The sequence below is a fragment of the Enterobacter sp. FB genome, from assembly GCF_000805795.1.
In the GTDB taxonomy this organism is placed as follows: domain Bacteria; phylum Pseudomonadota; class Gammaproteobacteria; order Enterobacterales; family Enterobacteriaceae; genus Enterobacter; species Enterobacter roggenkampii.
Window position 1 is genome coordinate 31272 of record NZ_JSZC01000018.1, and the last position, 16566, is coordinate 47837.

Consider the following 16566-nt stretch of genomic DNA (forward strand, 5'->3'; position numbering starts at 1 on the left):
TTCTCTCTCTTTCAAAAATTCTGAAGCCCTGCACCGCAGGGCTCCAGCTGTCAGCAGTCCATCAGCCAGCGGTGCGCTTTTGAGGCCGCTGCCGCCGCTTTAAAGATGTAGCGCTTGTCTCCCTTCAGGGCTTTCAGCCAGGACGCGATATAGCTTTCATGCTGCACCTCTCCCGTAATTCCCAAATCCGCCATCAGAAACGCGCTGCCCAGCTCGGCGATCAGTTCCTCAAACGCATACGCCTCAGAGCCAAACTTATTGTCTTTTTCACGATTGAGGCGGGACGCTGCCCCCGTCCAGTGAACCAGCTCATGCAGGCCGGTGGCGTAGAAGTTCGCCGCGTCCGCGAAGCGGAACCGCTCTGGCAGGACGATTTCATCGGTGGCCGGACGATAGAACGCCTTTACGCCCTGCTCGGTGATTTTTGCCCCGCTCCGGGTCATGAGTGCTTCCGCCTGCGGCAGCGGATCGAAACCGGCAACCGGCTGCGGCACGCTCTCGATGCTCAGGCCGTCGATTTGCTCCACGTTAAACACGGTAAAGGCTTTCAGCATCGGGATTTTTTCGATTTCCCCGTCCTCGTCCTCTTTCTCCAGAGTCTTGTAAAAGATGGCCGTCGTGCCGTGTTCACCTTTACGAACCTGGCCGCCCAGCTCCTGCGCCTGTTTGTAGGTCAGCCAGCGCTCGTCCTGAAAACCCTGTTTTGCCGCACTACACCACAGCAGCATGATATTAATTCCGCTGTATGCCGTGCCGGTGCTGAAGTTGGCCGGTAATCCCGCCGCTGCGCCGTTGCGAACCCACGGGCACACCCACGGTTTAACGCCGCTTTCCAGGGCTGCAATGATGCTGTCCGTTACGGTCTGGTAAAGGTCTGTTTTGACTGCGCCAGCACGGGCTTTGCTTTTGCCCCTGGAAAATTTCGTTTTTGAGGAGCCTGACTGCTCCAGCGGGGATACGCTGGTCGCCTGTGAAGCTTTAGGGGCGGTTGTCTGAGTGTGCAGGTTCATCGTCATGGCTGTTTCTCCGTCAGTGTGAATTTCGTCTTCGTATCGCCTGACGGTTCGGCCTGCCCGGAGTCGTTCTGGTCTGCAAGGGCGCGCAGCGTGCCATTTACCCTTGCTGACCAGGTTGTGACGGGGGACGATTACCGGAAGCTGATACGCAGGAGAAAGGCATCACAGGAGAAAATGACGATGTGCACACCCGGACTTACCGCCCCTTTAGCTGCACGGGTGAAATCGCCCTTCAGCGTCCGGAGGACAGGTAAAAAAAGCACTGACGACGTCAGTGCTGCCTTTGTGGTGTGCGGTGTTACACTGCCGCAGCCGGTCAGTTCGCCCTTCCTGAATCCGGGGGCGGTTTGTTTTCGGGGACGTTCTGACCGGCACTCCCCCATCACTTGCAGAAATTTCACCGCCCTTTATGTCGCGGTAGGGATACCCGTTACCGGATACCCCCCGCACAGATCCCGGCGTGCGCGATTTACGCACCGGGCTCCTGCCTCGGGTGTCTGGCGGTGAACCGCTCCACAGGCCATGGATGAAGAACCCGAACCCTTGGTAGCCATGCGGCTGCCAGTTTGTTTGCTTTCGTCCAGGTCGTATCATCCTTCTGGCTCCTGCGCCTGAGCGCCCGGCGCCAGAGGTTTGTTACGTGTGTCCTGAACTTCTGCATGGTGGGGAAGTTGCCCGGTACCGAGTGATAGTTCAGGTATCCCTGAACCACTCTCCTGAGCCATTTTCCCTGTTCGGGGATTGAGTAATGCCAGCGCCTTCGCAGACCGTCTTTGATGGCTTTCAGAGTTGCCGTCATCCGATCCCGGCGGGTCTTTCGTATCAGCATGAACCTGCCGTTGCGATCTTTCCCGCTGATGTGCGTGAACCCGAGGAAGTTGAACGTTTCTGGTTTGCCTTTTCCCCTGATGGCACGGTTTTCGACAGCGAAGCGGCCGAACTCCATCAGACGGGTTTTCTCCGGGTGAACCGTGAGTCCGAACTCCCTCAGTCTGCGCTGCATGGCTATACGGAAGCGCCGGGCATCGTATCGTTTGTCGAACCCGATGACGATGTCATCGGCGTATCTGACCATTACCACATTGCCTGTGGCATAGCGACGTCGCCACTGATGCGCCCACAGATCGAAGACGTAGTGGAGGTATATGTTTGCCAGCAGCGGTGAGATGACCGCACCCTGTGGGGTGCCTTCCTCCGTTGCTCGCCATTGACCATCCTCCGACGTCCCGGCTGTGAGCCACTTACGTATGAGCCTGATTACCCTCCGGTCGCCGATCCGATGCTCTGTGAACCTGATCAGCCATTCGTGGCTCACCCTGTCGAAGAACTGACTGATGTCGGCATCCAGTACCCAGTTTACGTTAGTGCGTACCAGCCCTGTGGCCAGTGCGTCCAGTGCATCGTGCTGGCTTCGCCCGGGTCTGAACCCGTATGAGAACCCCATAAAGTCGTTTTCATAGACTGCGTTCAGGATTTTCACCAGCGCATACTGGACGATCTTGTCCTCCAGCGAGGCGATGCCGAGCGGGCGTTGTTTTCCATCCGCTTTTGGGATGTAGTGACGCCTGCCGGGCTGCGCCCTGTAGCTGCCCTGATGTAGCCTCCGGTGCAGATCTGTTATGTTGTTCTTCATGTTTCCGGCGTAGTCCATCCACCTGATGCCATCCACTCCGGCGGCCGCTTTCCTGCTCAGGGAGAGGAATGCGGCTTCCAGTGCTTCGACTGTCAGCAGGTGGAACAATGCTGTAAACCGTTCTTTCTTCCGCTGCTTCGCAGCTTCCCGCACGCGTGACAGCCTCTGTGACATGCTTTCCCGGCTCTGTGTCCGGCGCATGTGTGGCTGTTCCGCGTTCCCCTTGGCCCCGCTCCTTCGCTCCACTGACTCCGCTCCTTTCGGGTTGTTCGCCTGCTTCGCCGCTACTATGAGCGAGTCCGACTTCTCCTCTCCGTACATCACCGGCTATGACTCCTCGTCTTCCCGGTGCGGGCCATCTCCGACACTGGCAGATGGTCAGAGGGGAGATCTCCCGGTTCCCGCGTAGAGATCGTATTGACATGCCAGGGTCTCAGACCCCGCCGGGTCCATGTGGCACTCGCAGTATCGCACCCTATGATGTTGCCTTCCGTTAACAGTACAACGTCGGCACCCGGTAATTTAATATACATTTCGTGGCTCAATGGCTGGCCTGTCAACACCCCTGTCAACGCTTCGCCCCATACCTCGCGGTATGCCACGCATGACTCGGGGACCTTGTGGATTGCTGGTCCTTCAATGGTCGGGGACTTTCACCCCTTGATCTCTACCGGTCTCCCGGCGCACACTGTATGTATATGGGTCTTCCCCGATCATGGTGGGAAGGCTCAGAACGCCATATTCAGCTTTCCGTAGTGGAACATCACCCCCAGTTTAAAGCGCTCCCGGTTTCGGTATCCCCTGGCTTTTATCCTCAGCAGCCTGATCTTGCTGTTAAGTGCCTCCGCATTTCCGTTTGAGACACTGTGTCGCATCGCATTCAGGATCCCGTACAGCCTTTTTCCTATCGTTTTCGCGGCATTTTTCATCATGGGAACGTCACTGTTAGCCGCCAGCGCCAACCATCTCTGCCAGTCACTCCGTCTTTCCTCGCTCCATGGCCTGTTCCAGATATCCTTTGCCAGCTCTTTCAGCGCCCAGCACTGGCTCGTCAGCTTCATCTGTGCACGCAGCCACATCAGCTTTTCCTGCCGGGATTCGGTCATCCACTTATCGCTGTACTGCCACAGGAAGCGGGTTCCTTTTGCCTGGTGTCGGCTTTCAACAGGGAGGTGCGGATGTTCATTCTGACGGGTTTTATCAACTACCTCGCCCAGTTGCTTCGCCACATGGAAGCGGTCAAAGGCGATTTTCTCAACCGCACTGGGTAAGTGGATACGCGCTGCTCTTATATAGCCCGCGTTCATGTCCATTGAGAGCGTTTTGATAGCCAGCAACTGCCCATCAGTGAGCGTGCGAAGATAGCCGGCAAGACTCTCTGTGCCGCGATCATCCGTTAAGGCCAGCGCCCGACCATCGCGATCGGAGATCACCGTTATGTAACGATGTCCTTTTTTAAAGGCGACCTCATCCACATTCATATGACGGGCGGATAATGGCTTTTTTATCCGGGCAAGACCTCGCTTAACTGCCCGGGTCATAATGCCGTCAACCGCATTCCAACTGAGCTTAAGTTGCTTCCTGACAGCATCAACGGTGCTGATTTTCAGCCATGAGAGAACGAACGATTCGAATAGCAACGTATACCGACTTCCGGGGCCAGCCCACGGAACAGGCAACGTCAGGCAGCCATGCTCCGGACACATAATTCGTGGAACATCGGCTTCAACAATAGTGGTGAACTGGCAGGTATCAAGATGGCGCCATTTACGATGACGGTGATCGTGAACAGAACAGGATTTACCGCAGGTCGGACAGGCTAGCCGGGTGTTTTCAGCGATCTCAATAGTGACAGTAACAGAACCGGCATTTTCATCGAGAGAAAGGGACTTTACCTGCCACGGATCGGACAGGTTGAGAATATGAGCGTAGAGGGACTTTTCGTCCATGGCGGTGACCTCTGGCGATTAAATACACCATTATCATGCCTTCAGCCACCACAACAAGGGAAGACCCATGTATATACAGTATAAAGAGGTAAATCTGATGCCACGACGCTATGAAATTGACGCTGCCTGGCGTGCGGCCATCACCCGCGAACAGGATGGCCGTCAGACCGTCACGACCGCAGCCTTTGTCCGGGAGCTTCACAAGTTCAACTGGCACTGGACGCCCCGCCAGGCTAACCAGTGGATAGAAACGTATGTGACGGTGTTCCGGGACGTCTCGCCCAATGAGGGAGAAAACCGGACGTTCCAGCTGTTTAATCCGAACGGAGGGCGCTGATATGGGGTTTCCGTCACCGGCAATGGATTACCAGGAAAGCCGCCTCTCGCTGGATAGCTACTGTAAAACCGGGCGTCCGGGCGTGTTCCTATTTCGTAGCGACTGCACCTCGTTCCGGGAGGGCATCAGGCCGGGTTCGCTGCTGATCGTGGATTTCGGCGCGCGGCCGGTTGACGGCACCCTGGTGCTCTACGTGCTGGAAGATGAATTCAGGATCATGCGACTGCGTCTCCATCCGGCAAGATGTCTACAGGAGCTGGACAGGCCGGAGAACGTCCGCGCCCTGCCGGATAATGAGGATGAAGGTATCGAGATCAGGGGCGTGGTGACGCACATCGTTACCGATGCCAGAACGGGGGAGTTCGAGGATTTCCCTGTAATTTAGCAATACAATACAACGCAATTAACCGTACACATAAGGTACTCTTTATGTACTATTAATGTACATTTTAAGTGCGCATATTATTGTTTTTCGCCTTGCGCCTTCCCTTGAAACACAATTTATTTGCAGAAAAGTGTTTCGCTAAGAGAAACGCGTGGTATAATGTTTCCCGTTGAGAAACAGGGAATCAATAATGATAAAAAGTTTCAAGCACAAAGGGTTACAAAAGCTCTTTGAGAACGACGATCCGAGCGGAGTACAGGCAAAGGATGTGGAGAGAATAAAACTTCGCCTCCTGATGTTAGACGAAGCGACGACAACAGAAGATTTCCGCGCCTATCCGGGATTTAAATTTCACCCCCTGAAAGGCGATAAGAAGAATCTTTATGCGATCACCGTTCGGGCGAACTGGCGAATCACCTTTGAGTTTACAGATGGTGATGCCTACATACTGAATCTGGAGGACTACCACTAATGACGATGCTCAACCCACCACACCCAGGGGGATTGATTACCGAATACCTGGAGGATAACGAAATCAGCTTACGAGCCCTTGCCCGTAACCTCGATGTTTCCCCTTCTGCGCTGAGTAAAGTCTCGGCAGGTAAAGCGGCAATCAGTCCTGAAATGGCTCTTAAACTTGAGGCAGGTTTAGGAATCGCAGCTCGACTCTGGCTGGCAATGCAGGCGACCTATGACCTTAGCCGCGCCCGCAAGGAGATCGACCTCTCCCATGTGGTGCCTGTTACAGTCAAAAGTGACTTTGCCGTACATTGATACCGAATAAAAAAAGCCGCATAAGCGGCTTTTTTATTAGGTGGTTCTACACTTAGAACAGGTGCGGAGTGACCAGTAGCGCCAGCAAGATTAGGCACAGAACGATGGTCAGCACCTGAGTTATACGCGGCGCTTTTATGAAAGCAGTCAGCACTTCAGCCATAGACTTAATCCATATTGCAGGTTGCAAGAACTACCGGCTCACGTTGACGTAGAATCACCCCAGGGGTAACATTACTTCGCTATAGTAACGACAACGTGAACTTCGGTACATGTTTCGGGCAGCAGCAGCGACTGCGAATCGCTGACTGAGGCGAAAAAGAGAACCCTTCGGGGTTCTTTTTTTTGCCTTATCATCCCTCTGACAGCGTTTTAGAGCATCCGGAACGGAGAATCTGCGAAACCCTCCTTCCCTTCATCCCTACAACACCTACAGCAAAGCGATCATATCACAACTCAAAATCTACGGAGTAAGGTGGAGATGTAAAAGATGCGTATGAAATCAGCATTTAGTTTAGCTCTCTATCTTCACCCGGTCGGAACAGAGAGGATCTGCCCCATACGTCCTTACCCTAAAACGGGCTTTGTTAATGGAATGGTCGCCTCCCATCTCTTGTGCCACAGTGGGACGATAAATCGTCACTCATTGAACGGAGCGCTGCTATCATGAACGTTAAAACTATTGGAATCGATTTGGCAAAAAACGTTTTCCAGATCCATGGGGTTGACGAGCACGGAAAACGGTTGTTCAACAAACAACTCAGACGGGCACAAATGGCCTCCTTTTTTGCCAACATCCCACCCTGTTTGATCGGCATGGAGGCCTGTGCATCTGCTCATTTCTGGGCCAATAAACTGATATCGATGGGCCATAATGTCAAACTGATGGCCCCTCAGTTCGTCAAACCCTATGTTAAAACCAATAAGCATGATGCTGCAGACGCTGAAGCTATTTGTGAAGCCGTCACTCGACCTAACATGCGGTTCGTGCCGGTCAAAACCGCTGAGCAGCAAGCCGTATTGGCACTTCACCGGAGTCGTCAGAGCTTCATCAAACAGCGAACCGCACAAGCCAATCAAATCAGGGGGTTATTGGCCGAATTTGGCATTGTCGTCCCCCGAGGTATCCAGCAGCTACAGCGACGATTACCTGAGCTCGTGGAAGATGCGGATAACCCGTTACCCGTCCTGTTTCGTACACAGCTGAGTCTACTACAGCACCACATGGCGTACCTGTTCGATGTCATCGCTACACTCGACAAGCAGATTGAGCAGTGCTATCGGCAAAATGCTCTCTGCCAGCGTATCGGCAAGATCCCTGGTATTGGCCCTGTTACCGCCAGCGCGCTGATTGCGACCATTGGTAAAGCCAACAATTTCGAGAATGGCCGACAACTGGCTGCCTGGCTCGGATTGGTTCCACGTCAGCACTCCAGTGGGGGTAAACAAGTCCTGCTCGGGATAAGCAAGCGAGGTGATACCTATTTGAGGACCTTGCTTATCCATGGTGCCAGGGCGGTATTGCAGTCGGCCAAACATAAACAGGATGCCGTATCGAGCTGGGCTAACCAGCTAATGGCGCGCCGGAATAACAACATTGCCTCGGTAGCATTGGCTAACAAGAATGCGCGGACTGTGTGGGCGCTCCTGGCCAAAGAGCGGGAGTATTGTGCACCAATAATAAGCGCTTAAGTTGCTTAATCAGTAAGACAGAAACAACACCACCGATTGCCCAGGCAAGCATGAAGTGATGGCAAGACAGGTCAGACCGCGATGGGGAAAACCCGGTTTATTCAAGGCTCCTGAAAGAGCGCTTTGTTGATAGAGGCCTCCATCAGCGTATTCCATCAGGGACAGAGGTATTTTACATCACCTCGGCAAAGTCCGGATCTATGGCTGCAATCGATGACCAGTAAAGCCACCACAACATATTTAGCTTGGCAAACAGGAGGCGACCATCTATGAATAAATCGAACTTTTGCTGAGTTGAAGGATCAGATCACGCATCTTCCCGACAACGCAGACCGTTCCGTGGCAAAGCAAAAGTTCAAAATCACCAACTGGCCCACCTACAATAAAGCCCTCATCAACCGTGGCTCCCTCACTTTCTGGCTGGATGATGAAGCTATTCAGGCCTGGTATGAGTCAGCAACGCCTTCATCACGAGGCAGACCTCAGCGCTATTCTGACCTTGCCATCACGACTGTGCTGGTCATTAAACGCGTATTCAGGCTGACCCTGCGCGCTGCGCAGGGTTTTATTGATTCCATTTTTACACTGATGAATGTTCCGTTGCGCTGCCCGGATTACACCAGTGTCAGCAAGCGCGCAAAGTCGGTTAATGTCAGTTTCAAAACGTTCACCCGGGGTGAAATCGCGCATCTGGTGATTGATTCCACCGGGCTGAAGGTCTTCGGTGAAGGCGAGTGGAAAGTCAAAAAGCATGGCCAGGAACGCCGTCGTATCTGGCGTAAGCTGCATCTCGCCGTTGACAGTAAAACACATGAAATCATCTGTGCAGACCTGTCGCTGAACAATGTGACGGACTCAGAAGCCTTCCCGGGTCTTATCCGGCAGACTCACAGAAAAATCAGGGCAGCATCGGCAGACGGCGCTTACGACACCCGGCTCTGTCACGATGAACTGCGGCGTAAGAAAATCAGCGCGCTTATCCCACCCCGAAAAGGTGCGGGTTACTGGCCCGGTGAATATGCAGACCGTAACCGTGCAGTGGCTAATCAGCGAATGACCGGGAGTAATGCGCGGTGGAAATGGACAACAGATTACAACCGTCGCTCGATAGCGGAAACGGCGATGTACCGGGTAAAACAGCTGTTCGGGGGTTCACTGACGCTGCGTGACTACGATGGTCAGGTTGCGGAGGCTATGGCCCTGGTACGAGCGCTGAACAAAATGACGAAAGCAGGTATGCCTGAAAGCGTGCGTATTACCTGAAAACACAACCCGCTACGGGGGAGACTTACCCGAAATCTGATTTATTCAACAAAGCCCCTTCATTCATAAAACCCGGAGGGCAGACTGATGTTCGCCCTGGCAGACGTCAACTCCTTCTACGCCAGTTGCGAGAAGGTTTTCAGGCCGGATTTGCGCGGCAAACCTGTCGTCGTTCTCAGTAACAACGATGGCTGCGTTATTGCCCGGAGTGCTGAAGCCAAACGGCTGGGTATAAAGATGGGAACCCCCTGGTTCCAGCTCAAAGAGGCGCAGTTTCCTGAAAAATTGTACGTTTTTTCCAGCAACTACGAGCTCTACGCGAGCCTGAGTAACCGTGTGGTCGCCCTGCTGGAAGAGCTGTCGCCCCGCGTCGAACAATACTCAATTGACGAATGTTTCCTGGATGCCCGGGGAATTGGCCACTGTATGGATCTGGAGGATTTTGGCAGGCAGCTGCGTGGGCATGTTCTCAGTGGAACCGGACTGACGATCGGTGTCGGCTTCGGCGCCACAAAAACACTGGCCAAATCGGCGCAGTGGGCGTCAAAGGAATGGCCACAATTCAGTGGGGTGCTGGCGCTGTCGCCCGAAAATCCACGCAGAACGGCAAAATTACTCAGCCTGCAGCCGGTGGAAGAAATCTGGGGCGTAGGGAACCGGATAGCGAAAAAGCTGCACGTTATGGGGATCACCACTGCCCTGCAGCTGTCGCTGACGAACCCTACATTTATCCGGAAAAACTTCAACGTAGTGCTGGAGCGCACGGTACGTGAGCTGAACGGCGAGAGCTGCATTTCGCTGGAGGAAGCGCCGCCGCCGAAACAGCAGATTGTCTGCAGGCGCAGCTTCGGGCAGCGGATCACCACCTACGAAGAAATGCGCCAGGCCGTCTGCCAGTATGCCGAGCGCGCGGCGGAAAAGTTGCGCGGTGAGCGACAGTACTGCCGGCATATCAGCACCTTCATCAAGACATCCCCTTTTGCGGTTAATGAGCCGTATTACGGTAACGTGGCCACGGAAAAACTGAACACCCCTACCCGTGACACCCGGGACATTATCGCGGCAGCGGTCAGGTCTCTGGACAGGATCTGGCTCGATGGCCACCGCTACGCAAAAGCGGGGATAATGCTCAATGATTTCAGTCCGAACGGCGTCGCGCAGCTGAATCTGTTCGATGACGTGCAGCCACGGCCGCACAACGATGCGCTGATGAAGGTACTCGACGGCATTAATCATTCCGGACTCGGGAAAGTCTGGTTTGCCGGACGGGGTATTGCGCCGGACTGGCAGATGAAACGGGAGATGCTGTCACCGGCATATACCACCCGCTGGAAGGAGCTGCCGGTTGCCCGTTTCTGACCGTCGAAATGACAGACGGGACTTGCCGCAAGAGCTTACTTTACCGATCATACAGATGACTTGTCTCAGGGGGGAACCATGACAAATATCATTCTGTGTGATGTGACTGCCAGCATCAGCGAACTTAAAAACGATCCGGTGGCCACCGCCAGTGCCGGCGGCGGCTACCCGGTCGCGATTATTGACCGCAACCGCCCTGTTTTTTATTGTGTGCCCGCGGCTCTGTATGAACAAATGCTCGATGCGCTGGACGAAAAAGACCTGGTGCAATTGATAACAGAACGTCAAAACCAGCCGCTGCGTGAAGTGGATCTCAATCAGTATCTGTGATGTGCTCCGGTGCGAGGAGCAAGGAATGTATTAAATCAATATTAAGGAACAATATGGGTAGCAAAATCGCAGGTGTGGTTTTCTTATTCTTCTCTGTCTGGGGAATGGCTTCAGTGATTGAATTGCAGTACTGGCGTAACGCTGATACCTATCCTGTCTGGCTGACAAAACATCTCCGGATCTCTCCCGAAAATAACGAAAAGAGCCTGATAAGGATAGGAATGGAAACCTTTGACAAGGTATGTGGTGATAACAGGGGCCTCCTTGCCGTCACCCAAAAACAAAACGGTATGTTTATGCGCTGTAATGATTCCCCGGATTTTTTTCATGGTTCAGCGGCGTTTACAAAGTCAGTTAATCAGATAACGTGTTGGACTTTCAATATGTTACCCACACGGTTATCCCCAGTTACTGTGAATAATCAATATATTGTGTCTCAGACAGCTGCTTTTTCTACCATATGTTGTGTCCCTGATATCCCCTCGGACGGCGTGACAAACGACATCACACTGGAGACGCTGATGACGGGACCATGTTCATCCAGGGTCGTAAGAACGGCCGGGACTGGTTACCGTCCGGACGAAGGACCGGCCAACGCGCAGCGGCGGCAGCTGGTTTTAAAAATGCTGGCGGAAATTTAAAATTAAGCCTCACACCCCGCGAAATTTTGCAAATTTCACTCAACATGCTTCGTTCAGATCCCAACAGAGCTTTCACCATCACCTGTAATAGCCGCCCTGCTGCGTGATTACTCCGCTCAACAGGTTGCTGGCGACAAGCCAATACCTGTTCGTGACAGGCATTGCTTAACCGTTGTCCCAAACTAATAATGTGCCGACGATGCAGGTGGGACCGTGGTCCCAGGCAGATTACCTGACCGACGATGCAGGTGGGACCGTAGTCCCAGGCAGATTACCTGACCGATGACGCAGGTGGGACCGTGGTCCCAGACAGATAACCTGACCGACGACGCAGGTGGGACCGTGGCCCCAGACAGATAAGCTGACCGATGACGCAGGTGGGACCGTGGTCCCAGACAGATAAGCTGACCGATGACGCAGGTGGGACCGTGGTCCCAGGCAGATAACCTGACCGACGACGCAGGTGGGACCGTGGTCCCAGTCAGATAACCTGACCGATGACGCAGGTGGGACCGTGGTCCCAGACAGATTACCTGACAGATGACGCAGGTGGGACCGTGGTCCCAGACAGATTACCTGACAGATGACGCAGGTGGGACCGTGGTCCCAGACAGATAACCTGACCGACGACGCAGGTGGGACCGTGGTCCCAGGCAGATAACCTGACCGATGACGCAGGTGAGACCGTGGTCCCAGGCAGATAACCTGACAGACGATGCAGGTGGGACCGTGGTCCCAGAGAGAATATTCAGGCCAGTTATGTTTTCTGGCCTGTGAGAAAGGAAATGAAGTAAAGGGAGATAACCGTAGACTAAAGCGTGTCCGCATTAGACTCCTGGTTTCTCAAGCTCCTTAAGAATGGCTTCTATTTTCTCTATACACTCCGCAGGAATGCGGGACCGATCTAGGTTAAGCACCATTTTATCGCCCTTATACAATGCTGTTGCCCCTGGAGCAAACTGATGACGTGAGCTCAGATTAACTCTTGATGCGCAAGATTGTTTCAGTACGGATGTTAAAAGACTAATGACCTCTTCAGCTTCAAAGATTAGTCCCGCTTTCTTCTGATCGTGGAGAGTCTCAGCCTGCTGCTTCAGTAATTCTTCTTTATCTGCAAAAGCCTTCTGAAGGGCTTCACCTGACCGGGCAGACAGTTCTCCAGGATGTGCAAACAGGGCAACAACTGATTTAGGCAGTTTGGCCGTATTGATACAGCGGGTAATGATCTTACGAGAGATGTTTTCCGCATCGGCAAGCGCAGAAATATTTCCGGCAAACTCATTCTGCAGCCGGCTTGTATAACGCAGGCCACGTTCATAAGCACTCGTCGGCCGATAATCGTTACCCAGCCGGGACAATGCAGCCATCTGCTCGTCGTCCAGTTCACCAACCAGAATGCGATAATCACTTTCCGTCAGGATTGCGGCTTTACGGCGACGGCTGCCGTCTGCAATTTCTATGACATCAGAAACCCGGCGGCCGAAAGCTGGAGTCTGCTGACCGGTCAGTAAAAATGAAGGTATGAGATCATCCAGAGCATCTTCGGTAAGTAGTTCCTGATCACGCTCATTTCCTGACCATACGCGTGAGGCGCCCTCAACAGAGTCTCCCCGGAGCACCTCAAGGGTAAATTTTACTTCCCGTCCACATACCGGAAGAGAGATAGCATTACCGCGGGCCATAGCACCCACGCGCGCAATTAATGAATCCACCATCGGCGCGGCCGGCGCCGGTGATGAAGTATCTTCAGTCGATTGAGTATGTGTGGTATGCCTTGGAATGACAGGGGCACGCTTCATTATCTAATCTCCCAGCGTGGTTTAATCAGACGATCAAAAATCTCATTACAAACAGGTTCCCAGATTGAAAGTGCGTTTCGCCATGCGCCGGTCGAAGAACGTTGATCAATCGCCTGTTCGAAAACGGTTCTCATGCGGATCTGGCCTTTACCAACTTCATCGGTTTCACGTACCACATTTTTAAGAACCATGCTTCCCCATGCATCGCGAATTTGTTCTTCCATCCACGGTGACTGCGAACCATTGTTATTACTGTATTTGGTAAGCAGAATACGGACATCCGGCTCAAAGCCTTTAAGATCCACATTCCTGAGCAGATCACGAAGCATATCGAAAAACTGCAGTGCAGAAGTGTAATCGAACAGCTCTGCCGGGGTGGGAACAATCAGCACATCAGCAGCGCATACGACATTGATCGTGCCAATACCGAGGTTCGGTGCGCTGTCGATAACAATCACATCATAGTCATGAGCGACCGTTTCAATAGCAAGGCGGAGCATCAGATGCGGGTCGGTGGGCAGTTTTCCTTCATCAAATTTGCCCATCAGTTCAGTTTCAATGCGATGCAGTGCCAGGCAGGACGGAATGATATCAAGGCCAGGCCAGCAGGTTGGTTTTATCGCATAACTGGCATCATCCTTTTCACCAAGATAAAAGGGCAGGAGAGTATCTTCCGCGTGTATATGAAGATCGGGCACCCATCCGTGATACATCGAGGCTGTGCCCTGAGGATCATTACCCTCGACAAGCAGAACGCGTAATCCTTTCAGGGCCAGGTCCTGAGCCAGGTGAACAGAAACGGAGGTTTTGTAAACACCACCTTTGTGAGCAGCCACACCAATCACCGGCGGAAACGCATCTTCAGCACGGCGCAGTCGTGTACCAAATACATCCCGCATGTGATTGATTTGCTCGATGGTATAACCAACGCGTTGCTCAACTCTTCCACGGGTTTCCATATCAGGGTGAGGCAGCCGGCCAGCTTTCTCGGCATCCCTGATAGCCTGAGATGACACGCCAACTAAATCAGCTGCTTCACCAATCCTCCAGCGCCGGGTTATTTTCCGGGCTTCCGGACTGTCATCATTAAACTGCGCAATGGCGATTGCTTTCGTCATTTCATGACCAGCACTTATGCACTGGTTGAGTGTATCCATGAGTCCCATACTGAACATCCTTTAATCATCACTTTGCATTATTTTATTAAATCTTGGAATTTATTGCAAAGCAACAATAAAAACGCAAAGTGCACGAAAAAGTGCAAAGTGAACCGCATTGGGTGATGCAAAGACCGCAGGGGAGTACAAAAGAGTACATACCGCAGCCAATATTAATCACTGCCGCTCGCCGCAGTAAGCGATCTCACGGAGTGAGAAAGCGGCGAGGAAGCGGAAAATCACAGAATTCACAGATTGCACGTACGTCGGGTTGCTTAAGATGGCTCGGGATCAGCCAGTTATAATGAAATTGACTGCGATATGTAATATATTGACTGTGGCATGATACTTACTGTATCTGTGTCGAGAAAGAGGAAAGACGACTCAGCATACCGCAGTCAATGTTTCATTGTTGTACCTGTAGATCTCAATCTTCCAGAGCGTATTCAGGAAAATCAGGCCAGGGTTCTGGATACCTGGTGTGGCGCTTCCGGCCTTGTATCTGAGTTATTCAAGGTCTCGATCCAATAATTGATCCCAAGGAGATCATAGTGAGATCCAAAAGAGATCCCCGGATCGCTCCAGCATGCGCTGTAACTGGCTTTAACGTCTGTCTGGATCGACTGCGGAATGTAAAATGTTGACTGTTATATGCATAATCTAATACTGTGATATGCAACGGTATTTACTGAGGTATGTATATCCGTTGACTGCGATACGTATTACTACATCCTTTTGTGGATAACTGTTGAGGATCAAGATGACGAGCGAAAATAACAGCTTACTTCTGAACCTTCAGGAAGTTGATAAGACAACCGGCGAAGTTGTTAAGCTGGATGTCAACAGCACCAGTACCGTGCAGCCAGTAGCGCTCATGAGACTCGGTCTCTTCGTCCCAACTCTGAAATCAACAGGGAAGAGCAAGGCGAACCGGAAAAACGTTACAGACGCGACTGAGGAGCTTGTACAGCTGTCTATTGCCAAAAGCGAAGGGTACACTGACGTTAAGATCACCGGTTCGCGTCTTGATATGGACACGGATTTTAAAGTCTGGCTGGGGATAATTCGCTCCATGTCGGAGTATGGGGTAAAAAGTGACACCCTGGAACTGTCGTTCGTCGAATTCGTTAAGATGTGCGGATTTAACTCCCGTCGTTCAAACAAAAAAATGCGCGATCGCATCAGTAATTCCCTGTTTAAACTTGCCTCGGTTACGCTGAAGTTCCAGAGCGAGACCAAAGGATGGACCACCCATCTGGTGCAGTCAGCCTATTATGACATCACCGAGGATATCGTTGAGATAAAGGCTGAACCTAAGCTGTTTGAGCTTTACCACATGGACAGAAGGGTACTGCTGCGGCTGAAAGCCATTGACGCCCTGCAGCGCAAGGAATCAGCCCAGGCGCTTTATACCTACATCGAAAGTCTTCCCCAGAATCCTGCACCTATTTCCATGAAACGGATGCGTGACCGGCTAAATCTCACCTCAAATGTCTATACGCAGAACCACACGGTGCGTAAGGCGATGGAGCAGCTGCGGGATATTGGTTATCTGGATTACACCGAGTTTAAACGTGGCCGAGCCACCTATTTCAGCGTGCATTATCGCAACCCCAAACTCATCAGTGGTCCTGTGAAGGTTCCGCGCAAAGAGGAAGAAGAGAAGGCGCCAGAGCAAAATTATGACGAAGTCATTAAGGCGCTGAAGGCTGCTGGCATCGATCCTCTTAAACTGGCTGAAGCCCTCTCAGCGATGAAGCCAGAAAATTGACTGCGATATGCATATCATGACTGCCGTATGCCGCTAAGGACATTCCATTGACTGTGATATGCATCACGCATACCGCAGTCAATATTTATTCTCTATCATCTCTGCCCGGATCGAACAATATTGACTGTAATATGTGATCTGGGGTCGTGATACGCAGATATTGACTACGGCATGCGGGTAAAATGGGGGTAATCCCTGGTCTGTTAACCATTCCATGGGTGATAACATGCCACAGTCAATTTTTCAGTAAAGCTCTATACACCTTATGAAAATCTCAATCGGGTGCTGAGACGGTCATGTTACCTGACGGTATCCGTTCCCCTGTGTACTGCAGGTTTAGCCCGGCAGGATGAGACTGCAGCTGTCTGTATAACCCGGCGCCAGCTTCACACTGCTAAATGCGATTAGGAAACGGGAGCCGGATGGCAGAAAGGTGTTGGCCACAGATGGTGAATGACTT

Annotated in this window: 14 protein-coding genes and 1 pseudogene; 10 read left to right on the forward strand and 5 right to left on the reverse strand. The window is 52.4% G+C overall.

What is annotated here, in order from left to right; all coding sequences use genetic code 11:
• Positions 1 to 50: 50 nt before the first annotated feature.
• The 3 genes from PI91_RS23780 to PI91_RS23790 form a co-directional block, all read right to left on the reverse strand.
• Positions 51 to 1016 carry an ArdC family protein gene (locus tag PI91_RS23780; protein ID WP_039267236.1) on the reverse strand — a complete coding sequence of 322 codons (966 nt, stop codon included), beginning with the start codon at positions 1014 to 1016 and terminating at the stop codon, positions 51 to 53.
• Positions 1017 to 1485: 469 nt separating this feature from the next.
• On the reverse strand, positions 1486 to 2973 hold the full coding sequence (gene ltrA / locus PI91_RS23785; RefSeq protein WP_172692276.1) for a group II intron reverse transcriptase/maturase: 1488 nt from the start codon (positions 2971 to 2973) through the stop codon (positions 1486 to 1488).
• 404 nt (positions 2974 to 3377) lie between these two features.
• A complete protein-coding gene (locus PI91_RS23790) occupies positions 3378 to 4598 on the reverse strand; it encodes an ISL3-like element ISKox3 family transposase (RefSeq protein WP_000343760.1) in 1221 nt (406 codons plus the stop codon).
• Between the two features lie 97 nt (positions 4599 to 4695).
• On the opposite strand from PI91_RS23790, the gene PI91_RS23795 reads away from it, so the two are divergent.
• The 9 genes and pseudogenes from PI91_RS23795 (at position 4696) to PI91_RS26675 (ending at position 11096) form a co-directional block, all read left to right on the forward strand.
• Complete coding sequence (locus PI91_RS23795; protein ID WP_017694266.1) at positions 4696 to 4935, forward strand: hypothetical protein; 240 nt, start codon at positions 4696 to 4698, stop codon at positions 4933 to 4935.
• Between the two features lies 1 nt (position 4936).
• Positions 4937 to 5320, forward strand: a complete 384-nt coding sequence (locus tag PI91_RS23800) for a S24 family peptidase (RefSeq protein WP_039267239.1) — start codon at positions 4937 to 4939, stop codon at positions 5318 to 5320.
• A gap of 190 nt (positions 5321 to 5510) precedes the next feature.
• Positions 5511 to 5792 (forward strand): type II toxin-antitoxin system RelE/ParE family toxin, encoded by a 282-nt coding sequence (locus tag PI91_RS23805; protein ID WP_021312774.1) that lies wholly within the window; start codon positions 5511 to 5513, stop codon positions 5790 to 5792.
• Complete coding sequence (locus PI91_RS23810) at positions 5792 to 6094, forward strand: HigA family addiction module antitoxin (protein ID WP_001698908.1); 303 nt, start codon at positions 5792 to 5794, stop codon at positions 6092 to 6094. Before PI91_RS23805 ends, PI91_RS23810 begins: the two co-directional genes overlap by 1 nt.
• Positions 6095 to 6760: 666 nt before the next feature.
• On the forward strand, positions 6761 to 7786 hold the full coding sequence (locus PI91_RS23815; protein WP_001101446.1) for an IS110 family transposase: 1026 nt from the start codon (positions 6761 to 6763) through the stop codon (positions 7784 to 7786).
• A 294-nt stretch (positions 7787 to 8080) separates the two neighbouring features.
• Positions 8081 to 9049 carry an IS5-like element IS903 family transposase gene (locus tag PI91_RS23820; RefSeq protein WP_084635663.1) on the forward strand — a complete coding sequence of 323 codons (969 nt, stop codon included), beginning with the start codon at positions 8081 to 8083 and terminating at the stop codon, positions 9047 to 9049.
• Positions 9050 to 9136: 87 nt separating this feature from the next.
• Positions 9137 to 10408, forward strand: coding sequence for a Y-family DNA polymerase (locus PI91_RS23825; protein ID WP_039267241.1), 1272 nt, complete (start codon positions 9137 to 9139; stop codon positions 10406 to 10408).
• 78 nt (positions 10409 to 10486) lie between these two features.
• Complete coding sequence (locus tag PI91_RS23830; protein WP_004118488.1) at positions 10487 to 10738, forward strand: type II toxin-antitoxin system Phd/YefM family antitoxin; 252 nt, start codon at positions 10487 to 10489, stop codon at positions 10736 to 10738.
• Between the two features lie 53 nt (positions 10739 to 10791).
• Positions 10792 to 11096 (forward strand): annotated as a pseudogene (locus tag PI91_RS26675) (hypothetical protein).
• A gap of 1110 nt (positions 11097 to 12206) precedes the next feature.
• On the opposite strand, the gene PI91_RS23845 reads toward PI91_RS26675, so the two are convergent.
• The gene (locus tag PI91_RS23845) at positions 12207 to 13178 is read right to left on the reverse strand and encodes a ParB/RepB/Spo0J family plasmid partition protein (RefSeq protein WP_039267244.1); all 972 of its coding nucleotides are present in this window, start codon (positions 13176 to 13178) and stop codon (positions 12207 to 12209) included.
• Positions 13178 to 14344, reverse strand: coding sequence for a plasmid-partitioning protein SopA (sopA, locus tag PI91_RS23850; protein ID WP_000523813.1), 1167 nt, complete (start codon positions 14342 to 14344; stop codon positions 13178 to 13180). Before sopA ends, PI91_RS23845 begins: the two co-directional genes overlap by 1 nt.
• Before the next feature lie 751 nt (positions 14345 to 15095).
• On the opposite strand from sopA, the gene PI91_RS23855 reads away from it, so the two are divergent.
• The gene (locus PI91_RS23855) at positions 15096 to 16106 is read left to right on the forward strand and encodes a RepB family plasmid replication initiator protein (RefSeq protein WP_000200071.1); all 1011 of its coding nucleotides are present in this window, start codon (positions 15096 to 15098) and stop codon (positions 16104 to 16106) included.
• Positions 16107 to 16566: the final 460 nt, after the last annotated feature.